Below are 21,762 nucleotides of genomic sequence, written 5' to 3'. Positions count from 1 at the left end.
GTCGCGGATCGCGACGCACCCCAAAGTGAGTGAATGATCAGGAAATACGCGTGACGCGGTAGCGCCAGTTTTCCGGGCCCGCTTCGATGGTCTCGACACGGTAGTGAGACTCGGAGCCCTGCAGGTGAGCAAACAGCGGGTCAGGCTGATGCGGAGCGCAGATCTGGATGTTTTCGCCTACCGGCAGAGAATCCATTGCCGCGAACAAGGCTGCGCGACGAACGACCTTCGGGATCGAGTGAAGAACGAGTTCTTCAACGCCCGCACCATGGCCACAGTGTCCGTGACCGTGATGGCCGTGTCCATGACCTCCGCGGCCATGTCCCTTACCACCGCAACCACAACCGCCTTCCGGCTTTGCCTCTTCAGCCTTATGACCGTGTCCACCACAGCCACAACCGGACGCGGTTTCTTCAACGGGGACCTCGTGGCCACGACCCTTGCCACCGCATCCTCCACCGTTTCCGTGGCCGCCACAGCCACAGCCGCCTTCGGACTTCACGTCTTCGGTGCCGGTTCGCGCGTCAACGAGCTTGAATGTCTGATGGTTCTGCGAGGGCGCTACCTCGGGTAGGGCGTCGGCCATTTTTCCTCCAAAAGCTTGAGTCATTAACTCGAAATATACCCTATGGGGGTACCCGCTCAATATAGGATTTCCGCGCCATTTCAGCGCGAGCAGATCAGTCTTCGCGGAGCGCGAATTCTGCTTCGACCTCGACGGATACGTTCAACGGCAGGGCCGCAACACCGAATGCAGAACGCGCGTGTGCGGTGCCGAAGATTTCAGCGAATAGTTCAGACGCACCATTGATGACGCCGGCCTGGCCGTAGAAGTCAGGACGCGACGACACGAAGCCAACAACCTTGACGACACCTGCGAGGTTGTCGACGCCACCCGCCAACGTCGCGGCTGCCGCGATCGCATTGAGCGCGCAGACGCGTGCGGCATCCTTGGCATCTTCGGGGTCAGTTGCATCCTCACCGACTGCACCGATGCAAACGGGTTCACCGTCAACAACAGGGAGCTGACCCGAGGTGCGGATAACACCGCGGTCAAGGACGGCTGGCACGTATGCGGCAACAGGAGTTGCGACGGGCGGAAGTTCCAGGCCAAGTTCGGCAAGTTTTTCAGATGGCAGGCTCATGACTGTCCTTTCAGTTTTCGCTGATCATATTCGTCGCAGGCGTCTGCCCGCTCCTTAGTGTCGAGCAACGCCGATTCCCTTCCAGGTTAGGCGCCTTTGCCATCGTCCGCGACCGCGCGAGGACGATCGTCACTGCGAGGACACCAATGTTCACTCCAAGGAATGTGGCGACAAGGTCGGCACGCTGTGGAGAACATAGGGTTCACATAGGCATTAGGGCCAATTGATGTGATGTGGCACCACTCATCATTTTACGACACTTCGGTTGCACGTTTTTATGTCGCCCGTCACTAACAATCTCACCTTTCGACACGTATAAACAGCGCTATTACGCGACTTTTTCAGGGCTCACACAAATTGTTGACAATCAACCTACGGTCGAAGACATGGTTGAAGTGAGAATCCACGGTCGAGGAGGACAGGGAGTCGTCACGGCATCCGACCTGTTAGCAATGGCTGCTTTTACAGACGGACACCACACGCAAGCTTTCCCGTCCTTCGGTTCAGAACGTACCGGCGCACCCGTTGTATCCTTCTGCAGGATCACCGACAAGGAGATCCGTACGCGCGAGCCGGTGCTCGAGCCTGACGTCATCGTCGTTCAGGATCCGACGCTGTTGTCGGTGATGGACGTGTTCGCCGGCTTGAAGCCTGAAGGCTACGTGCTTTTAAACTCGACAAAATCATTTGAAGAGCTCGGTCTGATGGACCTCGTGAATTCTTTGCCCAAGGGGCATGCGATCACGATCCCCGCATTCGACATTGCCCGCGAACACGTGGGCAGGCCACTTCCGAACGCGGTCATGCTCGGCGGAGTCGCGGCACTGACCGGCTTGATTGCCCTGGATTCCGTCACCGACGCAATCCGCAAGCGATTCCCCGGCAAGGTTGGCGAAGCAAACGTTAACGCCGCGACCGCCGCATACGACCAGGTGAACGCTGAGCGCGCAAACATGAAGGAGGGCGCTGATGCGTGAACAAATCGAAGGATCGCAGGCAATCGCAAAGGCTGTCGCAGCTTGCTCGCCCGAAGTGATCGCTGCCTACCCGATCAGTCCACAAACGCACATCGTCGAGGCCCTCTCCGCGCTGGTGAAGAAGGGCAACCTGACGGGATGCGAGTACCTGAACGTTGAGTCCGAGTTCGGCGCAATGAGCGCCTGCATCGGTGCTTCCGCCGTTGGCGCACGCACCTACACGGCAACCGCATCGCAGGGCCTGCTGTTCATGGTCGAAGCGGTGTACAACGCTGCCGGCCTTGGCCTGCCAATCGTCATGACCGTCGCAAACCGCGCAATCGGCGCTCCGATCAACATTTGGAACGACCACACGGACGCGATGAGCCAACGCGATTCCGGTTGGCTACAGCTCTATGCCGAGACGAACCAAGAGGCTGCTGACCTGCACATTCAGGCGTTCCGTATCGCCGAAGAGCTCTCCATCCCGGTCATGGTCTGCATGGATGGCTTCATCTTGACCCACGCGATGGAGATCGTGGACGTTCCCGAAGCAGAGCAGGTCAAGAGGTTCCTGCCCGACTATGAACCGCGTCAGGTCCTCGATCCGGCACATCCGGTATCGATCGGTGCAATGGTCGGTCCCGAGGCCTACACCGAGGTGCGCTACCTCGCTCACCATCGCCAGATGCAGGCGCTGGAACTCATCCCGCAGGTCCAAAAGGAATTCGCCGAAATCTTCGGACGTGATTCGGGCGGTCTGGTTCGCCCCTACCGTTTGGATGAGGCCGAGACGATCATCGTGTCAATGGGCTCCGTGCTGGGCACCATCAAGGATGTCGTCGATGAACGCCGCGAGCGCGGCGAAAAGATCGGCGTTCTGGGCATCACGAGTTTCCGCCCATTCCCGATCGACGCGGTGCGCGAGGCCCTGAAGAACGCCAAGCGTTTCGTGAACATCGAGAAAGCCTTCTCCGTTGGTATCGGTGGCATAGTGTCGTCGCACTGCCGTTCAGCCGTGCGCGGGATGGGCATCGACAACTACGAGGTCATCGCTGGCCTGGGTGGTCGCCCGATCACGAAGGCATCACTCCACTCGATGCTGAACGACTTGGAAGCGGGCACGCTACCCGCGCAGACGTTCTTGGATCTGGATCACGAGCTGGTGGACGCCGAGCTCGCACGCGAAAACGCCACGCGCCGAAGCGGCCCGACCGCAGAGAACATCATGCGTGATTCGAAGGCCCGCACCGACGCGGCTCTAGGGAATTGAGAGGGATAACTGATGGCTGTTGAACTTGGTATTCCCGGTGTTGGCGCGACGCAGATCCCTGCTCGCGAGCACGTGAAGTTTTATCAGGTTGGCTCCTACGCGGTGGGCAACCGACTTGCTGATGAGGACTACCGTTCGGTTCAGTCCGATCCGAACCGTCTCAATACGCTGACGTCTGGCCACCGCGCCTGTCAGGGGTGTGGCGAGGCACTGGGTGCTCGCTACGCGCTTGATACGGCGGCGGTTGCAGCTCACGGTGACCTTGTCACGGTGAACGCAACCGGGTGCCTCGAGGTTTTCTCAACCCCCTACCCCGAGTCGGCCTGGACCCTGCCGTGGCTGCACTCCCTGTTCGGTAATGCTCCTGCCGTTGCGGCAGGCGCTGCCGCTGGCCTGCGAGCCAAGGGCAAGCAGACTCGAGTCATCGCTCAGGGCGGTGACGGTGGCACGGTCGATATCGGCATGGGTTGCCTGTCGGGCATGTTCGAACGTAACGACGACGTCCTCTACATCTGCTACGACAACGAGGCGTACATGAACACGGGCGTTCAGCGTTCCGGCGCGACCCCGCCGACCGCCCGCACGGCCACGACCCAGCCGGTCGGCAAGCACCCCGGCAACCGTTTCGGTCAGGGCAAAGACATGGCTCGCATCGCCATGGCACACGAGATTCCCTACGTTGCCACGGCCACGGTCGCTGACCTTCGCGACCTGGAATACAAAGTCAACAAGGCGATGAGCTACCACGGTGCCCGCTACATTCATGTCCTCGTCCCCTGCCCACTCGGCTGGGGCGCGGCCTCGAATATCACCGTGAAACTCGCACGACTGGCAACGCAAACGGGACTCTTCCCCGTCTTCGAAGCAGAGGGTGGCGAAATCACGTCGGTGACAAAAATCCGCCGTCCCGCTCCCGTCGAAGAGTACCTGCGCCCGCAACGTCGCTTCGCCCACCTGTTCAAGGGCGGGGGCGATCCTGAAACTCTTGCACGCCTGCAGGCGATTGCTGACCGAAATATCCGTCGCTACGGCTTGATCGACGCAGATCAACTGGACGAAGACGTTCTCGACCGCGTCCTGCGCGCACCCGAAGATCCCGAGGGTCGCTTCGCAGACGACGAGACCGCCGAGTAAGGAAGAGGACCACACAATGACGATGGAAACTCAGCCCTTCGCGATCACACTGAATGTGGGGTCGTCGCTGGCAAACGAAACCGGTTCATGGCGCACTGAACGCCCCGTGTACGTTAACCTTCTTCCTCCGTGTAACGTCGCATGCCCCGCTGGCGAGAACATTCAGCAGTGGCTCTACCACGCTGAAGAAGGCGACTACGAGGGCGCATGGCGTGAAATCATGGTCAACAACCCGCTACCGGCAACGATGGGTCGCGTCTGCTACCACCCGTGCCAGACCGCATGCAACCGTGTGCAGATTGACGAGGCCGTTGGTATTAACGCGATCGAGCGCTTCCTTGGCGACAAGGCAATCGCTGAAGGGTGGACGGTTCCGGTGACCGCTCCCGATTCGGGGAAGTCCGTGCTGATCGTTGGTGCCGGCCCCTCCGGTTTGTCGGCTGCCTACCATCTGCGCATGGCTGGCCACCGCGTGCATATCAAGGAAGCGGGCCCGATGGCCGGTGGCATGATGCGTTTCGGGATCCCGTCCTACCGGTTGCCTCGTCACATCCTCGAAGCAGAAATCAAGCGCATCGAAGACATGGGCGTCACTTTCGAGTTCAATGCGAAGGTGGAGAACATTGACGACGAGGTCGGCAATTGGGACGCGATCTTCTTGGCTGTCGGCGCTCACATCGGTAAGCGCGCCTACATTCCCGCCGGTGAATCGGCGAAGATCATGGATGCCGTCTCGGTTCTTGAAGACGTCGAAACCGGTGAGAAGCCGATGCTCGGCCGTCGAGTCGTCGTCTACGGTGGCGGCAACACGGCTGTCGACGTTGCCCGCACGGCGAAGCGCCTGGGTGCCAGCGAGGCAATCATCGTCTACCGCCGTACCCGCGACCGCATGCCCGCTCACGACATGGAAGTTGCCGAGGCCGAGGAAGAGGGCATCATGATGCGCTGGCTCTCGACCGTGAAGCATGTTGACGGCGAGAAGCTGACGATCGAGAAGATGGAGCTGGACGAAAGTGGCTTCCCGAAGCCGACCGGCGAGTTCGAGGAACTCGGCGCCGATTCGCTGATCATGGCTCTGGGCCAGGAGGCGGATCTGTCGCTGATTGAAAATGTGGCCGACATCGAAATCAAAGATGGTGTCGTCACCGTTAACGATCAGATGATGACCGGCATCCAGGGCGTTTTCGCTGGTGGCGACATGGTTCCTTCCGAACGCACGGTCACGGTCGCGATCGGCCACGGCAAGAAGGCATCGCGCTACATTGACGCCTATCTACGAGGCGCCACATACACGCCGACCAAAAAGCCCGGCGATGCATCGTTGAGCCGCATGACCACTTGGTATTACTCGGACGCACCACACCAGGTGCGCGAAAAGCTTGAAGGGCCTCGTCGCGCCTCCACGTTCGACGAGGTCGTTCAGGGTCTGGATGAAGAATCAGCTGTCTTCGAGGCACGTCGTTGCATGTCGTGTGGCAACTGCTTCGGATGCGACAACTGCTTCGGCGTCTGCCCGGACAATGCGATCACGAAAATCAAGCCCGGCACGTACGAGTTCAAGTACGACTACTGCAAGGGTTGCGGTGTGTGTGCTGAAGAATGCCCATGTGGCGCGATCTCAATGGTGCCTGAGCAGGTATAACACTGCGATCCATACCGTTTGGTCACCGCTTGTCATCGGCTAACAGTCATTGTTTTCCACTCCCCTTCCAATAGTTGCCACTTCTTTCCAAGAGGAGAATTCAAGGGGGGAAAATGCCTGACACAACACTGGGGGCGCGCCTATGGCGCGCCCCCAGTGCATGGAGAACAACCACTCATGAAAGGAGCCTTCAATGACGCCACCCGTTTCCCGTGGGCGATCTACCTCTTGAAAGGAGCGATTGAGAAGATACCCCCCCCATCGCCCTAAAAACGGATGAAACCATTTTCGAGATCGGCGATGATCACCGATATAAAAATTCTGAACCCAACCATGTAGAAACCAAATTGCAATCACCCCCTAGCCATGAAACCGGGCGAAAACAACGCGTGGCTACCCCATTCTTTCCCGGAAGTATGCGCAGGTCAGCTGATTTAGCGTGTTCATTCATGCAAGATAGGGATATGACTTCAAGCGCTCATCACGGGAAGAACGCTCATCTTTCCGAAGCTGAACTCCGCACGCTGGTTGAGAACACGCCAGCATCCGGTAAACCGCGCAAAATCGCGCTACTGGCGACAATCGCCACTTTTGGATCCCTACTCTTCGGCTACGACACCGGCGTCATCGCCGGCGCCTTGCCCTACATGTATATGCCCACCGACGCGGGTGGCCTTACAATCAACGAGTTCGAAGAAGGCCTAGTCGGCGCATTCCTTGCAATCGGTGCAGCCTTCGGCGCAATCATCGGCGGTCGTCTCTCTGACCGCTACGGACGCCGCCACAACATTCTGATCCTCGCCGCCATCTTCGTGATCGGCACACTCGGTTGCACTCTGTCACCGAACGTTTGGATACTGTATTTCTTCCGCTTCATCCTCGGCTGGGCGGTCGGCGGGGCCTCGGCAACCGTCCCGATTTACCTGTCCGAATCTGCGCCCACGCGCGTACGGGGTCAGCTGGTCGCGCTTGACCAGTTCATGATCGTCTTTGGTCAACTGCTCGCCTACTCGATGAACGCAATGCTCTCGCGCGCCCACGGTGGCCCGCAGGTGCAGGTCGCGTCGGATGCAACAGGCACGCTCAATGCCGGCTCCTGGTACTCGTGGGATCAGGCATCTCAGGTCGCGAACCTCGCCGTTTCGGACGGCAACGGTTCAGCCTGGCGGTGGATGCTTGTCCTGGCTACGATCCCGGCGATCGCCCTCTGGATCGGTATGCGCATGATGCCCGAATCTGGACGCTGGTACGCCGCGAACCTCCACTACGCCGAAGCCATCGGCTCACTGAAGCGCATCCGTAACCCCGAACACGATGACGTCGCCTCTGAAGTTCGCCAGATGATCGATCTTCACCAAAAAATCGATGAAGAAGGTCACTGGTCATTGCATCGCACCTTCAAGGTGAAGTGGACACGTCGCTTGGTGTTCATCGGTATCGGGCTGGCGTGTTTCGACCAGCTGACCGGCATCAACACGGCAATGTACTACCTGCCGAAGATCCTGCATGCCGCCGGTTTCTCGTCCGCCGATGCCATCACGATCAACGTCATTACGGGCGCGGTCGCCACGATCGGCGCCGCTTTTGGCCTCTGGCTGGTCGCACGCCTGAAGCGTCGTACCGTCGGTATTTACCAGGAGAGCGGCGTGACGTTCTTCCTGTTCTCTCTGGCTATCGTATTCGCCGTCGGCATCACCCCGTACACGCGCCTTGATGGCACCATCGATTCGACGATCCCTGTCTTCCTGCCCTGGCTGGTCGTCATTCTGGTGTCCCTGTTCGTGTTTGCGAAGCAGTCGGGCACGGTCAACTGGGTTCTCGTATCCGAGATCTTCCCCGCCCGCATCCGTGGCGTCGCCCAAGGCTTCGCGGTCGGGTGTGGCTGGCTGATGAACGCGGTTGTTACCTGGGTATTCCCGGTGATGATCGCCCATTTGGGAGCTGCGAAAACCTACGCGGTCTTCGGTGCCATCAACGTGATTTCCCTGCTCTTCTACATTTACATCGTGCCCGAAACAAAGGGCGTTTCATTGGAAGACTTCGAGGAAGAATTCGCGCTCGAACACGGCTACTGAGCTCCCACCAGTACTTTCAACCTCGTCACTCGGGCCAGATCCGAGGTGAAAGATGGCAGAAGATCCCGGCCTCGTACCTATTCACGAGGCCGGGATCTCTACTTAGTCGTACTCCTTACGAAGCCCGAATTACTCAGCGTTCAACGCACTCGCAACCGCGGCGCGCAGGTTCTTTTGACCGTTCTTCAGTGCTTCTTCGAGCGACTCAGCCGGATCGCCGACCTTCACGATCTTGGAAACGCCGTGCTCAAGAAGGATTTCAGCACCTTCTTTAATTCGGCCAGCGAAGACCATGACGGGGACACCGGCGGCGCGCGCGATGGCTGTGACGCCAGCGGGGGTCTTGCCGTTGATCGTCTGAGAGTCGACCGAGCCTTCGCCTGTGAACACCCAGTCGGCTCCCTGCACTGCATCGGCTAATCCGACCGCGTCGGCGACAAGGTCAATTCCAGGCGTCAACTCCGCATGGAGGAAGGCACGTAGCGCAAACCCAAGGCCACCCGCAGCGCCCGAGCCCGGCAGAAGCGCGTCGTCTCCGTGACCACTGGCGGTGGCGAAATGCAGATGGAGGGAGTCGAAGAATTCGACCTGTTCGGGCTGGACTCCCTTTTGCGGGCCAAAGACTGCAGTGGCGCCTTCAGGCCCGTTCAGCGGGTTGGTCACGTCGCAAGCGACCTTGACGCTCACTCCGTCCAGCAACGCACCCAAGGCAGACGTGTCAACGCTCGCTACTTGGGCGAGGTTTTCTAGCTTCGGGGCAAGCTCTGCACCATTCGCATCGAGAAGACGAGCACCGAGCTCAACAAGCATTCCAATGCCAGCGTCATTTGTGGCGGACCCACCGATTCCGATCAACAGTTCGTGTGCGCCACGCGATAGGGCGTCGCGAATGATCATGCCGAGGCCAGCAGTATTGGATTCGACGACATTACGTTCGTGGGGAGCGACCAGTTCAATTCCCGCACACGACGCAACATCAAGGACGGCCCGACCGTCCGCGAGCGCGTATTCGGATTGAATCGGTCTGCCCAGGGCATCCACGCTGTCGGCCGTGATTCGGCGAGCTCCCCACGCGGTTGCAACGGCTTCAATGAAGCCTTCACCGCCGTCGGACATGGGGACGCGCACGCAATCGGCATCGGGGTACACGTCATGGATTCCCTTTTCCATTGCCGTTACTGCTTCCAATGCAGTCATGTTCTCTTTGAAAGAGTCGGGTGCGAGGATAAATTTCACGGCGTTTCCTTGGGTGAGCAGGTGCCAGCACTGGGGTAGTACGGACAAACAGCATCATTACTGTTAACAACTAACAATAACGCGTATTGCCTGTTTTGAGAGCGGAATTGACTAGGCTAAGAACAGGAACTGCCCTAAAGAAAACTGACAAAGGAGTCCAGATGAGCGTTTCGATCGGCACCGGTAAGGTTCGCGCAACTATCCAAATTCAGGGCGCGATGACGACCGCACTTTTCGAGGCAGGAACGGATAAAGAGTTCACTCCCTCATACGTTGCCACGTGGGAAGGTTTCCCCGAGGCCCCAATTTTGGACAAGCTTCGTGGCGACTTCCTCTGCGTCCCTTTCGGCGCCGCACCCGAAACTGCCGAAGAACTGCCCGAGGGATGGCGTAACGGTCACAACGGTGCCAGCCCCTGGATTCACGGCCCCTCCGCAAACCTGCGTTGGAATGTCGAGGCGCTGGAAGCCGACTCTGCCCTACTCAGCCTGAACTACGCCGACGACGACCCGGTAAAGCGCGTGGAACGTCGCGTGACCTGCGTTGAAGGTGCTGTTGAATTCGAAGACTCAATCATCATGCGCACCGATGCTCGTCTGCCACTTGGTCTACATCCCATCTTCCGTCTTCCTAAGAACACCGGAGATGCTCACATCGAGCTCGGCGAAGCCGATGGGTTCTGGGCTTTCCCAGCCGACTCGGGAACGACGGTTCTTGAACGTGGTGCGCGTTTCAGCGACCTTGCCAAGGCACCTCGAGCCGACGGTGGCACGATCGATCTGACTCGCCTTCCCCTCACCGAAGAGGTTGACGAAATCGTTCTGACCGCGGGTCCCAAGGACGGGCGAGTCACCTTGGTCAACGATGCTGAAGGATACAAGGCCACCCTTGAATGGGATCGCACCCTGTTGAATAACGTCATGTTCTGGATCTCCAACCATGGTCGTAAGGGTGCTCCGTGGGGAGGAACCAACCTCTGTCTAGGCGTCGAACCGATTACCTCGGCATTCGACTTCGGTGAAGGCGTTTCAGCAGCGACCAGCCCTCTGACGGAAGCCGGATATGCCACCGCGATCGATTTAAAGGCAGGTCAGACCTACACGATTACTCACCGCATCAGTGCCGAGCGCATCTGAGGCCTAGTAATACGTTTGAGAAACAGCGCAAAGGCTGACAGACGCACGTGACCCCGAAGGAATTCCTTCGGGGTCACGTTATTCAAGCCAGGTGTTTAAACCACCCTCTGCGATTAAGGCATATCAAGCACGCGCTTGTTCAACCTCAGTTCTTCTTCGAGGAGATCAGGTCAACAGCGACTGCGAGAATCACAACGAGACCCTTGATGGACTGCTGCCATGCGGAGTCGACTGCCAGAATCGACAGGCCCATGTTCAGAACGCCCATGATGAGTGCACCGATGATGGCACCGGAGATCTTACCGATACCACCGGAGACCGCAGTACCACCGATGAAGGCTGCTGCGATAGCGTCGAGTTCGTAGTTGTTACCTGCGGTTGCGACTGCAGCACCTGCGCGAGAGGTCGTGATGATGCCGGCGAGTGCGGCAAGGAAGCCCATGTTCACGAAGACCAGGAAGTCAGTGCGCTTGGTGTTGATACCGGACAGCTGGGCTGCGCGGAGGTTGCCACCAACGGCGTAGATGTGACGACCGAACTTCGTCTTCGCCATGACGAACGAGTAGATGACCGCCAGGACGCCGATGATGATGAGAACGATCGGGGTCCCACCGGAGGACAGGGAGAGCAGGTAGGTCACGAAGGCGATTGCCAGGGCTATCAGGACCTGACCGGTGACGAACAATCCGAACGGGATGACCGCTGCACCTGCCTTGATATCCTTTGCGCGACGGCGGAAAGAGGAGAAGAGCGCGACTGCGATCGTTGCGATACCGATAACCAGAGTGACGACGTCAAGCATGCCCGCGTAGCCGAGGAACGGGGGCAGGGATCCGGCTGCGATGGCCACGAAGCCCGACGGCAGACCGGAAACGGTTGCTTCTACGAGGACGATCGCGAGGCCACGGAAGATGAGCATGCCACCCAGGGTGACGATGAACGCGGGGATGCCAACGTAGGCAACCCAGAAGCCCTGCCAGCAGCCAATCAAGATACCGAGAAGCAGACCGATGACCACTGCAAGTGGCCACGCAACGTGCATCTGGTACATGAGCAGTGCGACCACGCCACCGACGAAGGCGACGACAGAGCCGACAGCGAGGTCGATGTGGCGGGCGATGATGACCATGGTCATGCCGATGGTCAGGACCATCACGTACGCGTTCTGCTGAATCAGCGAGGCGATATTGTTCGGGGCCAAAAGGCGGCCACCGGTAAGAATGTTGAACAGGATGACAATGACGACGAGCGCACCGAGAATCCCGTACTGCTGGAGGCTGCCCTGCAGCCGTTTGGTCGACTCTTTCATCGTGCTTCCTTCACTCGTTCCTTGGTCATGAGCTTCATGAGAGATTCCTGTGTTGCTTCGGCCGCGGGAACGACACCCGTGATCATGCCTTGGCTCATTGTGTAGATGCGATCGCAGATGCCCAGAAGCTCGGGCAACTCCGACGAGATGACGAGGACAGCGTGACCCTCATCGGCTAGTTGCTGAATGATTTGGTAGATCTCGTACTTGGCACCGACGTCGATGCCTCGTGTCGGCTCGTCAAGGATGAGGATCTCGGGATCGGTGTTGATCCACTTGGCTAGGACAACCTTCTGCTGGTTGCCACCGGACAGGGACGACGCGAGTGCGTCGATCGACGAGGTCTTGATGCGAAGCTTCTGTCGGAAGTCTTCGACCAGCGCATCCTCGTCATGGGACTGGATGACGTGCCCCTTGATGATCTTGTCGATGGCTGCAATGGTGACGTTCTTGCGAATGTCTTGGATCAGGTTCAGCCCCATCGTCTTGCGGTCTTCGGGGACATATGCCAGGCGGTGGCTGATCGCCTTGGTCACGGTGGAGGTGTCGATGACCTCGCCGTTCTTGCGAACTTCACCGCTGATCGAGGTGCCGTACTGGTGACCGAAGATGCTCATGGCAAGCTCGGTACGTCCCGCACCCATCAGACCGGCCAGGCCGGTGATCTCTCCACGGCGCAGTTCGAAGCTCGCGTCGTCGACGACCTTTCGGCCAGTGTCGATCGGGTGGTGAACGGTCCAGTTGGAAACTTCGAGGATTGTGTCGCCGATGGTCGGCGTGTGCTCCGGGAAGCGGTTGGACAGTTCGCGACCGACCATCTTGGCGATGATTTCGTCTTCGGTTACGCCTTCGGGGCGGTGCATGTCGATGTAGCCGACGGTCTTGCCGTCACGGATGATCGACGTGGAGTCGGCGATCTCGCGGATTTCTCCCAGCTTGTGGGAGATGATGATCATGGTGATGCCCTCTTCGCGGAGCTGACGCATCAGCTCAAGCAGGTGCTCAGAGTCATCGTCGTTGAGTGCTGCGGTCGGCTCGTCCAGGATCAGGAGCTTGACGTCCTTGGACAATGCCTTTGCGATTTCAACGAGCTGTTGCTGGCCAACGCCCAGGTCGACGACGCGCGCGTCAGGGTTGACGTCCAAACCGACCTTGTCGAGCAGTTCCTTCGCCAGAATCTTGGTTTCGTGCCAATCAACGAATCCGGCGCGTCCCCGTTCGTTGCCAAGGAAAATGTTTTCCGCAACGGACAGGAACGGGGACAGCGCCAGTTCCTGGTGAATGATGACGATGCCGACGTCCTCTGATTCACGGATGGACTTGAAGCGACATTCGTTACCAACGTATTCGATGCTGCCTTCGTAGGAACCGTAGGGGTAGACACCCGACAGGACCTTCATGAGGGTCGACTTGCCGGCACCGTTCTCACCGCAGATTGCGTGGACTTCCCCTCGGCGGACCTCCATCGTCACGTCATCGAGGGCTCTGACTCCAGAGAATTCCTTGACGATATGTGACATTCGCAGGACCAGTTCATCGGTCTGCATCATTCACCTCAGTTTCTAGGAGAGTTACTTACGTCCGAGGATCAGAGACCGAGGTCTGCTGCCGTGTAGAAGCCCGAGTCAACGAGCTTCTCTTGGACGTTGTCCTTCGTGATGACGACCGGATCAAGCAGGAACGAAGGAACAACCTTCTTGCCGTTGTCGTAGGACTCGGTGTCGTTGACCTCGACCTCAATGCCCTTGACGATCTGGTCGACCATCTTGGCGACGCGATCACCGAGAGCGCGGGTGTCCTTCCAGACGGTCATGGATTGCTTGCCAGCGATGATGTTCTGGACGTTTGCCTGGTCGGCGTCCTGACCGGTCAGGACCGGCCACGCATCGGCGGTGTAGCCGTCCGAGTCGAGCGCCTGGGAGATGCCGAGTGCTAGGGAGTCGTTCGGGGAGAGGATGGCTTCAACCTTCTTGTCGGAATAGAAGGAATTGAGGCGGGTTTCCATTTCTGACTGTGCGGTGGTGGACATCCATGCCTGGATGCCGATGGACTGCCAATCGTCAACGGATGACGGTGCCTTGCCGGACGGAACGGTCAGCATGCCGGATTCAACGTAGGGCGAGAGGACGTCCCATGCGCCGGAGAAAAAGAACTTGGCGTTGTTGTCATCGGGGGAGCCGGAGAAGGGTTCGAAGTTGAACGGGCCCTTGCCGTCCTTGAGGCCGAGGGATTCTTCGATGTACTGGCCCTGCAGCTGGCCGACCTTGTAGTTGTCGAAGGTCGCGTAGTAGTCGACTGCTTCGGTGTCGCGGATCAGGCGGTCGTATGCGATGACCGGGATGCCTGCGGACTTGGCCTGTTCTAGAACGGGAGCCAGTGCGGAGCCGTCAATGGAGGCGACAACGAGGACCTTGGGGCCTGCGTTGATCATGTTCTGGATCTGGGTGATCTGCTGTTCAACCTTGTTGTCTGCGTACTGCAGGGAGACGTCGTAGCCTTCGTCCTTCAGCAGTTCTTCGAGGTGCGAACCGTCACGGTTCCAGCGCTCGAGGGACTTACTCGGCATTGAAACACCGATGAGGCCACCTTCACCGCCAGCTGCTGCGCCAGATTCGGACGAGCCACCGCGTTCTGCGGAGCAAGCGGCCATGCCAAAGGCCATGGATGACGCTGCAAGTGCAACGAGCGTCTTCTTTGCAATTCCTCGCATTGTTTGGCTCCTTCGCCATCGTGCGGTGTCGCTTCAGCACGACCCGCGGGTCTGTGATTCAAAATGGGATGTTCGCGAATCTGGGGAGTATGCGTTGCTCCCCTTCACGCAGGGGGTACGAGGCCACCTGCGCATTCGGTCTTCAATTCTGGAGAACCGTGGAGGCTGGGGTGGTTTCTTCCTATAGCCACCGCTAGCCGGCTAGTAGGGAGGGTAAACCCCGATTCCCTTTTGTTCCCAAACAAAACATAAACGGTGGCACACGTCTCGTCAAGACAAAAACAAACTGTCGCCCGTTTTCACACGGTTTTCGGGGAACATTTACCCCTATCTTGGACTTTTACGGACTCTGAAAAACTAGCCCTGAACTGCGATTTTTCCTGATTTAAGCACCGAAGTCGCTATTTTCGATTGTTATGCAACAATTTCATAACAACACCTGCGTTTCACACTCTACAACTCAGTCGACAAGGCCCAAGAAGTCTTTCACCCACAACACCTGACGGTGCCACTGATACAGGCCACCACCCTCATGCTCGTTGAATGCGTGGGCATCAATCTGGGCACTCGGTCGCTGTCCGCCAGCCTCAACCACCTTTTCACCCCACCAGTTTTTCGCTGCATACACCGTCGACGGCGGGCAACAGATATCCATGAGCCCGGTCGAGAACAACGCGGGAATCGTCGCGCGCTTCCCCAGCGACACAATGTCAAAGTAGGCGAGGGTCTCAAACACCATCTCGTCACGGCCACGGAACACGGACAGGTAGCGGACGACTTCCTGATAGGGCGTGTGTTCGCTTAATCCGACCGCACGGCGGAAGTCGGCCATCCACGCAACGTCGGGCATCGTAGCCAAAACGCGCGGGTTCAGAACGCCGGCCACAACGGACAGCGTGCCACCCTGACTTTGCCCGGTGACAATGATCCGCTTCTCGTCGCAGTGCGGAAGGTGCGCAGTAGCCTCAACCGCGTGGTGCGCGTCGATATAGATCCGACGGAAGTAGTAGTCGTGAGGGTCTTCGATTCCACGTGTCATGAGTCCGAACTGACCAACGCCCAGGGGATGCGGATCGATGGTGTCCGCCCCTGTCCCCCAGTTTCCGCCTTGGCCACGGTTGTCCATAACCAGGTGCGCAAAGCCCGCACCCGCCCAGCCGAGGTGCTCGTACGGGAGGCCTCGTCCACCGCCGTATCCGCGGAACTCGACAATGGTGGGCAATTCTTCGCCGGGCTGAGCCGTTGCAGGAATTGTCAGCCACGCCTTGATCGGATCGCCCGCGTACCCGCCGAAGGTCACGTCGAAGACTCGGTGAGTCTTCACCACCAGATCGGTGACCTCTTCGATCTGCACAGACCTCGGGTCGAAAGGATTCTCTTCAAGAGTCGTCGCCCAAAATTCATCGAAGTCTGCGGGCTCGAAACTATCGGGGCGATAAGTTTCCAGTTGGTCCCGATCAAGGTCGAAGAAGGTCGACATGCGTACTCCTGCGTGTGCAATCCCCCCGTAGCGTGCCATCTTTGGCAAACGCCGGCAATGGGGTAAAACGATTCCTCATACCTGTTTAGCAGATATCCGACCTGCATTTGATCCAACACAAGCAAAAGCGCGAGGCTTCAAGCAACCACTTGAAGCCTCGCACTATATAGACAATCGAGGGAGTTACACCTCGCGCTCTGTCAGCCCTTGGTTGCACCACCCGCAAGACCCGCAACGATGTAGCGTTGCAACAGAATGAACAGAATCAGAACAGGTAAAGCAATGATTGTGGCTACTGCCATCAAATCATTCCAGTTCGTACCATATTGACCAATGATTCGATTCAACGCAACCGTTAACGGCTGAATCTCCTGCTTCGTCGAGAGTGTCAAGGCAAATGTGAATTCACCCCACGCCATAAGGAAAGCAAAAGACGAAATCATGATGATGCCCGGTCGAATCGTAGGAATGATAATCCGGACGATCGTCTGGATAGTGCTCAGACCATCAAGCTTGGCTGCCTCCTCAACCTCATACGGGAACTGCTTAAAGTAAGGGCGCAACAAGATCACTGCAAACGGTAGCGTCACAGAAATATCAGCAAGCACAATCGAGTAAAACGTGTTATTCAGTTCAACCTGACGGAACATCACGAACATCGGAATCGAGATTGCAATAGCAGGAAGCAACTGAACCACCGTCAGCATGACCATCATCGAGGTTGTAATCACACCGCGCATTCGAGCCACTGCGTAAGAAAGAGGAACTGCAATCAGCAACGTCAGAGCCAACACAGACACTGAAATTATCAGTGAGTTAACAAACGCTGTTCCGATGCCGTACTGACCAGAAAACACGGACTGAAACGAACCAAGATACAGATTGTGGGGATACATCGTCGGCGGATTCTGGAACATCTCTTGTCCAGTCTTCAATGCTGTATTGATCATCCAATACACCGGGAAAAGATAGACAATTGCAATCAGCCAACCGCATACTGACTTCAAGACTTGGGCGCGACGAAACCTCTTATTCACAAAACTCACTTGAGATCCTCCTCATTCAAGCTCTTCACATAGAACCAGGACAGAGCCAGTGGAAGAAGCAACGTCAACGCAGAAGCAGCCGCACCGTTTCCGAATTCAAAGATCTTAAATGTCTCGAGGTAAGAGTAGATCGGCAACGTCGTCGTTGAATCAACAGGACCGCCCTTTGTCATGGTGTAGATAAGGTCAAAGACCTTGTATGTGTTAATCACACCAAGCAACAAAACAGAGATTGAAACTGGTTGCATCAAGGGGAAGGTAATTGAAACAAACTGACGCCACTTGCTGGCACCATCCACCGCAGCAGCTTCGTACAGACCATCGTCAATCGTATGCAATCCCGAAAGAAGCAGAAGCATATTGAACGGGATGCCGATCCATAGGTTGGCAACAACGACAGCGAACATCGCAGTTGACCCGACAGTCAACCATTTCACTGGTTCATCGATGATCCCCATGGATAATAAGAAGTAGTTGAGAACACCGTAATCCGAGTCAAAGATCCACTTGAAAATGGTGCCTGTAACAACAGGGGGCAGAATCCATCCCACAAGCAGAAGAGCACGGATAATTCCATTGCCCGGGAACGGACGGCGGAAGAACAACGCCAAAGCGAAACCGATCGTGTACTGGAAGAAGAGACACGACACCGTGAAGATGACGGACAGTTTCAGCGCATTCCAAAAAGCCGGGTCATTGATAACGGCAGAGTAATTCTCAAAACTGTTAAATGAGAACGTCTGAGAAATCAGGTTCGCCCCGTTGGCGTCCGTAACACTCAAAAACAAGTTATAGAGCAGTGGAAACGCGAGGAAAACCAGTACATAAACGATTGCAGGAGCAGCCAAGAGAAGACCGAGACGGCGAGTGCGAATCTCGTTCTGAGAACGCTTGCGTCGCCTCGGCTTCTCATGCCGCTCAGCATCAGTGCTGAGCGTTGTTGTCATGATTTCACTCAGTCGGCAACAGTGGCTGGATCGTAGTGAATGCATCCTTTGCCGCAGCATCCGGGGTCTTAGCGCCCGTCAAAGCTTCCTGAATGGACAGCTGGATTGCCTCAGAGATTTTTGCATACTCAGCACCGTAGGCACGCGCGTGGGTGATCTCCATCTGCTTCTCGAAGACCTGCATCTTCGGATCGGATGAAAGCTTGAGCTTTCCAGCAAGGTCGGGGCGCGGAGAAAGCTGACCCGAAACGTCACAGAAGGTCTGAACACCATCATGAGAAGCCATGAACTCGACGAACTTCAGACCAGCTTCAGCGTTCTTTGCTTCTTGGAATAGGACGATGTTTTCACCGCCCATACCGGTTGCTGCTTCCTTACCAACCGGCAGAGGAGCAACACCCCACTCGAAGTCAACATCAGCAAGGTTGGATATTTCCCACGGACCATTCACCATCATTGCAGTTTGGCTGGTAGTGAATTGGGTACGTGCATCTTCCTGCGTGTAGTTAGCAACAGCCGAGCTCACTGCACCAGAGTCAATGAGACCCTTCAGATAAGTCAACGCCTCGGCACCAGCAACGTCATAGTTCTCAACGTCGCCACCGGTCTGCCAAACGAATGGAAGAACTTGGAAGGTTCCTTGTTCGTTCTTCACAGCAGAAAGTGCAAGGCCAGCCTTGCCGTCGGTAGCCAGAGCCTTAGCCGTGGTCGCCAGTTCATCCCAGGTGGTCGGAGCAGCAGTGATTCCTGCAGCTTCAAACATCGTCTTGTTGTAGAAGAGAGCAAGGTTATTCGAATTCATCGGCAGACCATAAGTCTTGCCATCAAGCTGAGTAGAGTTCCAAGGACCTTCAAAGAATTCGTCCTTCATATCTGCAGTGGCATCAGTGATGTCCGCAAGCAGACCAAGGGAAGCAAAATTCTGATTGTCAACGGTATCGATAATCGCGACATCTGGGACCTCGCCACCAACGCCACCTTGGACAATTGACTTTGACAGGTCACCAAATGCGAACGAGGTGCGATTGACCTTAATGCCCGGATTTGCTGCTTCGAATGCTGCAACTGCAGCGTTCATTGCGTCATTGGATACGCCCTGACCTTCGTAGTCCCAGACTTCAATCGTAACCTGGTCACCGCTAGCATCGCTCGAACCACTTGTGGCAGAATCTCCCGAACCTGTTGAACATGCTGCGAGTGCTCCCGCCAGAGTCAGCGCGCTGACGACGGCTACATTCTTTCGCATGTGACGTGACATCGACATGTCGTCTCTCCTTTGAAATCTCATCTCTCTGTGTTGTGGTTTCTGATCAATTCACTTCGTCGCGATAAACGAATAGGTGAACTCAACAGCGTTCGCATCGGCGATGATGCGTTCTCCCGACGCAAGGTCAGGGAAAAGCATGGGTTCCTGAGAGCCGGTTGCGATCTCAATGTTCTTGAGTGGCGCAACTACCTGAACGGACCAAGGAAAAGCGGAATCAGAAGTAATAGTGACCTTCGATTCTGTAACAGTGACGTTGAACGTAACATCGCTCTCTGACGATGGAACAGTTACCGTTTGTTCGCCTGGAACCAGCCCGAACAAATACAGACATACGTTGTCTGCCCAGTTGTAGACGGTCTGTTCTGAGTGCTCACCCAGCGGAAGCACCGTCCCGTCGGGAATCATGATCGGAAGCGAATCCAAGGCGTGTGTTTCTGAGTACCATCCGGCACGCTCACGACGTGAACCGTCGAGAAGGTTCGTCCAACCATCCGTCGGCAGATAGTATTCAACCTCGTCTGATTCAGAGAAAACGGGCGCAACAATCATCTTGGATCCGAAATAGTATTGGGTATCAACATGGGCTGATGTGCGATCCTTCGGATGTTCGAGAATCATGTGCCTCATGACAGGAATTCCGTCAGAAGTAACTTCACGAGCAACCTGAAGCACATAAGGCATCAAGCGATTCTTTAGAGCAACGAAACGTTGCGCCGTTCTAACTGCTTCATCGCCGTAGATCCACGGTGTCCGGTACGAATCTGAACCGTGCAATCGTGAATGCGAAGAGAACATTCCAAACGGGAACCATCGGATGAAGACTTTCGGATTCGGCTTGCCTTCGAAACCGCCCATATCGTGACTCCAGTATCCGAAACCAGACATCCCGAGAGACAAGCCACCTCTCAGAGTTTCACCCATCGACACAAATGTCGGCTCGGAATCGCCACCCCAATGAACTGGGAATGACTGCGATCCCGCGGTTCCACTCCGGGCAAAAACGATTGCCTCTTCTTCGCCACGTTCTTCAGCAATTGCTTCATACACTGCCTGGTTGTATAGGTACGTGTAGTAATTGTGCATCCGTTGCGGATCGGAGCCGTCAAACCAGATGACGTCAGTAGGTACCCGTTCACCGAAATCCGTCTTAAAGCAATCAACGCCCTGACGCAGTAGCTTCTTCAGCTCATTCTTGTACCACATGGTCGCTTCAGGGTTTGTAAAGTCAACCCATCCCATTCCAGATTGCCAGTGGTCCCACTGTCTTACAGAACCATCAAGTGCATGAAGAAGATAGCCTTGTTCTTTCCCCTCTTCAAAGAGGTGAGACTGCTGTGCGATGTATGGGTTGATCCAAACGCAAATTTTGATACCACGGTTGTGGTAACGCGCAAGCATCTCTTCAGGATGAGTGAAAAGTTCAGGATCCCAGACGAAATCACACCAATGACTGGGGCGCATCCAGTAGCAGTCAAAGTGAAGAACGCTCATTGGTATTCCACGTTCTTCCATCTGATCCAGTAAACCGTTAACTGTTTCTTCCGAATAGTCTGTCTTGAAGGACGTCGAAAGCCAAAGTCCGTAGCTCCATGCAGGGACCTGTGGAGCACGTCCCGTCATCAATGTGTATCGTCGAAGAACATCCTTCGGCGTCGGTCCAGCAATAACAAAGTACTCAAGCACGTTACCTGGGACAGAAAACTGAACACGCGTGTTAACTTCGGATCCAATTTCGTAAGAGACCTTTTCGGGGTGGTTAACAAAAACACCATAGCCACGATCGGAAAAATAGAAAGGTACATTCTTATAGGCCTGTTCAGAAGCGGTTCCACCGTCCGCATTCCACATATCAATAACCTGCCCATTTTTTACGACAGGCCCAAAATGTTCACCAAGACCAAAAATTGATTCGCCTGGTTGGATGACTAACTGTTCATGAATGAACTTCTCACCCTCAGGGGATATAGCAATTCCCATCGATTTCAGTATCGATGACGTAATCTCACGATCTCCATCATAGAAACGGAGCTCGAAATGGTCTTCACCGCCAATTTCTGCCCGCAGTAAGCCAGACGAAACAACAGCACTCTTCTTCGCTGAATCAATGGCAACGGTTCCGTTACCTTCGAGAGGAGCAAGGACAAAATTGGGAGCCAACTCACAATAACCACGGAAGTGCTCTAAACGGACGCGAAGAATTCCCTCACCCGCTGGCTCAAGAGTAATTGTCAACTGACTTCCGTCTAGTTCCGCACCTTTAAATGCAATATGACGCGTCGGCGCGAAGACACGAATTCCATTACCGACAGGGACGATGCTTTGGATCTCACGAGGATGCTGAACGTTCCATCCATCCTTCTTCAGCCAGTATCCGTTGGTGAACTTCACTGTCTCCCCCGTTCTCAA

General features: G+C 56.3%; 17 protein-coding genes. 6 read left to right on the top strand and 11 right to left on the bottom strand.

The genetic code is table 11. The annotated features are described in order from the left end of the window. Positions 1-37 precede the first annotated feature (37 nt). Together QP503_RS03905 and QP503_RS03900 are read right to left on the bottom strand one after the other, a co-directional pair. The gene (locus tag QP503_RS03905) at positions 38-610 is read right to left on the bottom strand and encodes a DUF2249 domain-containing protein (RefSeq protein WP_502929449.1); all 573 of its coding nucleotides are present in this window, start codon (positions 608-610) and stop codon (positions 38-40) included. 70 nt (positions 611-680) lie between these two features. Continuing rightward, positions 681-1,145, bottom strand: a complete 465-nt coding sequence (locus QP503_RS03900) for a RidA family protein (protein WP_103632898.1) — start codon at positions 1,143-1,145, stop codon at positions 681-683. Between the two features lie 386 nt (positions 1,146-1,531). On the opposite strand from QP503_RS03900, the gene QP503_RS03895 reads away from it, so the two are divergent. From QP503_RS03895 to QP503_RS03875, 5 genes are all read left to right on the top strand, one after another. Then, positions 1,532-2,122, top strand: a complete 591-nt coding sequence (locus QP503_RS03895; RefSeq protein ID WP_103632897.1) for a 2-oxoacid:acceptor oxidoreductase family protein — start codon at positions 1,532-1,534, stop codon at positions 2,120-2,122. Next, positions 2,115-3,374: a pyruvate ferredoxin oxidoreductase gene (gene porA, locus QP503_RS03890; RefSeq protein WP_103632896.1), complete on the top strand. Its 1,260-nt coding sequence runs from the start codon at positions 2,115-2,117 to the stop codon at positions 3,372-3,374. Before QP503_RS03895 ends, porA begins: the two co-directional genes overlap by 8 nt. A gap of 12 nt (positions 3,375-3,386) precedes the next feature. Further along, complete coding sequence (locus QP503_RS03885; protein WP_103632895.1) at positions 3,387-4,508, top strand: thiamine pyrophosphate-dependent enzyme; 1,122 nt, start codon at positions 3,387-3,389, stop codon at positions 4,506-4,508. Continuing rightward, positions 4,468-6,150 carry an NAD(P)-binding protein gene (locus QP503_RS03880; RefSeq protein WP_285101265.1) on the top strand — a complete coding sequence of 561 codons (1,683 nt, stop codon included), beginning with the start codon at positions 4,468-4,470 and terminating at the stop codon, positions 6,148-6,150. Before QP503_RS03885 ends, QP503_RS03880 begins: the two co-directional genes overlap by 41 nt. 464 nt (positions 6,151-6,614) lie before the next feature. After that, on the top strand, positions 6,615-8,225 hold the full coding sequence (locus QP503_RS03875; protein ID WP_285101261.1) for an MFS transporter: 1,611 nt from the start codon (positions 6,615-6,617) through the stop codon (positions 8,223-8,225). 129 nt (positions 8,226-8,354) lie between these two features. Here QP503_RS03875 and QP503_RS03870 read toward each other — a convergent pair whose 3' ends face one another. Next, on the bottom strand, positions 8,355-9,461 hold the full coding sequence (locus QP503_RS03870) for a glycerate kinase (RefSeq protein ID WP_285101259.1): 1,107 nt from the start codon (positions 9,459-9,461) through the stop codon (positions 8,355-8,357). Between the two features lie 161 nt (positions 9,462-9,622). On the opposite strand from QP503_RS03870, the gene QP503_RS03865 reads away from it, so the two are divergent. Then, on the top strand, positions 9,623-10,597 hold the full coding sequence (locus QP503_RS03865) for an aldose epimerase family protein (RefSeq protein ID WP_179370069.1): 975 nt from the start codon (positions 9,623-9,625) through the stop codon (positions 10,595-10,597). 145 nt (positions 10,598-10,742) lie between these two features. Here the strand turns inward: QP503_RS03865 and mmsB are convergent, their stop codons facing one another. The 8 genes from mmsB to yicI form a co-directional block, all read right to left on the bottom strand. Beyond that, positions 10,743-11,906 carry a multiple monosaccharide ABC transporter permease gene (mmsB, locus tag QP503_RS03860; RefSeq protein ID WP_285101257.1) on the bottom strand — a complete coding sequence of 388 codons (1,164 nt, stop codon included), beginning with the start codon at positions 11,904-11,906 and terminating at the stop codon, positions 10,743-10,745. Next, positions 11,903-13,453, bottom strand: coding sequence for an ATP-binding cassette domain-containing protein (locus QP503_RS03855; protein ID WP_285101263.1), 1,551 nt, complete (start codon positions 13,451-13,453; stop codon positions 11,903-11,905). Before QP503_RS03855 ends, mmsB begins: the two co-directional genes overlap by 4 nt. A 41-nt stretch (positions 13,454-13,494) precedes the next feature. Next, positions 13,495-14,616, bottom strand: coding sequence for a multiple monosaccharide ABC transporter substrate-binding protein (gene chvE, locus QP503_RS03850; protein ID WP_103632888.1), 1,122 nt, complete (start codon positions 14,614-14,616; stop codon positions 13,495-13,497). 460 nt (positions 14,617-15,076) lie between these two features. Next, positions 15,077-16,096 carry an acetylxylan esterase gene (locus QP503_RS03845; protein ID WP_103632887.1) on the bottom strand — a complete coding sequence of 340 codons (1,020 nt, stop codon included), beginning with the start codon at positions 16,094-16,096 and terminating at the stop codon, positions 15,077-15,079. Positions 16,097-16,296: 200 nt separating this feature from the next. Beyond that, positions 16,297-17,133 carry a carbohydrate ABC transporter permease gene (locus QP503_RS03840; protein WP_285069539.1) on the bottom strand — a complete coding sequence of 279 codons (837 nt, stop codon included), beginning with the start codon at positions 17,131-17,133 and terminating at the stop codon, positions 16,297-16,299. A gap of 5 nt (positions 17,134-17,138) precedes the next feature. Continuing rightward, positions 17,139-18,089: a carbohydrate ABC transporter permease gene (locus QP503_RS03835; protein ID WP_103632886.1), complete on the bottom strand. Its 951-nt coding sequence runs from the start codon at positions 18,087-18,089 to the stop codon at positions 17,139-17,141. Between the two features lie 4 nt (positions 18,090-18,093). Further along, complete coding sequence (locus tag QP503_RS03830; RefSeq protein ID WP_103632885.1) at positions 18,094-19,353, bottom strand: sugar ABC transporter substrate-binding protein; 1,260 nt, start codon at positions 19,351-19,353, stop codon at positions 18,094-18,096. A gap of 51 nt (positions 19,354-19,404) precedes the next feature. Next, complete coding sequence (gene yicI / locus QP503_RS03825) at positions 19,405-21,744, bottom strand: alpha-xylosidase (protein WP_103633010.1); 2,340 nt, start codon at positions 21,742-21,744, stop codon at positions 19,405-19,407. Positions 21,745-21,762: the final 18 nt, after the last annotated feature.

Source organism: Pauljensenia sp. UMB0895 (genome assembly GCF_030218905.1).
Lineage (GTDB): Bacteria > Actinomycetota > Actinomycetes > Actinomycetales > Actinomycetaceae > Pauljensenia > Pauljensenia turicensis_A.
The sequence above is the reverse complement of the archived record's forward strand: the minus strand, read 5'-3'. Positions and strand labels throughout refer to the sequence as shown.

Bases quoted from the DNA above. Each gene is read 5' to 3' on its own strand.
- QP503_RS03905 (WP_502929449.1), bottom strand. From the start codon at position 610: ATGACTCAAGCTTTTGGAGGAAAAATGGCCGACGCCCTACCCGAGGTA.
- QP503_RS03900 (WP_103632898.1), bottom strand. From the start codon at position 1,145: ATGAGCCTGCCATCTGAAAAACTTGCCGAACTTGGCCTGGAACTTCCG.
- QP503_RS03895 (WP_103632897.1), top strand. From the start codon at position 1,532: ATGGTTGAAGTGAGAATCCACGGTCGAGGAGGACAGGGAGTCGTCACG.
- porA (WP_103632896.1), top strand. From the start codon at position 2,115: ATGCGTGAACAAATCGAAGGATCGCAGGCAATCGCAAAGGCTGTCGCA.
- QP503_RS03885 (WP_103632895.1), top strand. From the start codon at position 3,387: ATGGCTGTTGAACTTGGTATTCCCGGTGTTGGCGCGACGCAGATCCCT.
- QP503_RS03875 (WP_285101261.1), top strand. From the start codon at position 6,615: ATGACTTCAAGCGCTCATCACGGGAAGAACGCTCATCTTTCCGAAGCT.
- QP503_RS03865 (WP_179370069.1), top strand. From the start codon at position 9,623: ATGAGCGTTTCGATCGGCACCGGTAAGGTTCGCGCAACTATCCAAATT.
- mmsB (WP_285101257.1), bottom strand. From the start codon at position 11,906: ATGAAAGAGTCGACCAAACGGCTGCAGGGCAGCCTCCAGCAGTACGGG.
- QP503_RS03855 (WP_285101263.1), bottom strand. From the start codon at position 13,453: ATGCAGACCGATGAACTGGTCCTGCGAATGTCACATATCGTCAAGGAA.
- chvE (WP_103632888.1), bottom strand. From the start codon at position 14,616: ATGCGAGGAATTGCAAAGAAGACGCTCGTTGCACTTGCAGCGTCATCC.
- QP503_RS03845 (WP_103632887.1), bottom strand. From the start codon at position 16,096: ATGTCGACCTTCTTCGACCTTGATCGGGACCAACTGGAAACTTATCGC.
- QP503_RS03835 (WP_103632886.1), bottom strand. From the start codon at position 18,089: ATGACAACAACGCTCAGCACTGATGCTGAGCGGCATGAGAAGCCGAGG.
- QP503_RS03830 (WP_103632885.1), bottom strand. From the start codon at position 19,353: ATGTCGATGTCACGTCACATGCGAAAGAATGTAGCCGTCGTCAGCGCG.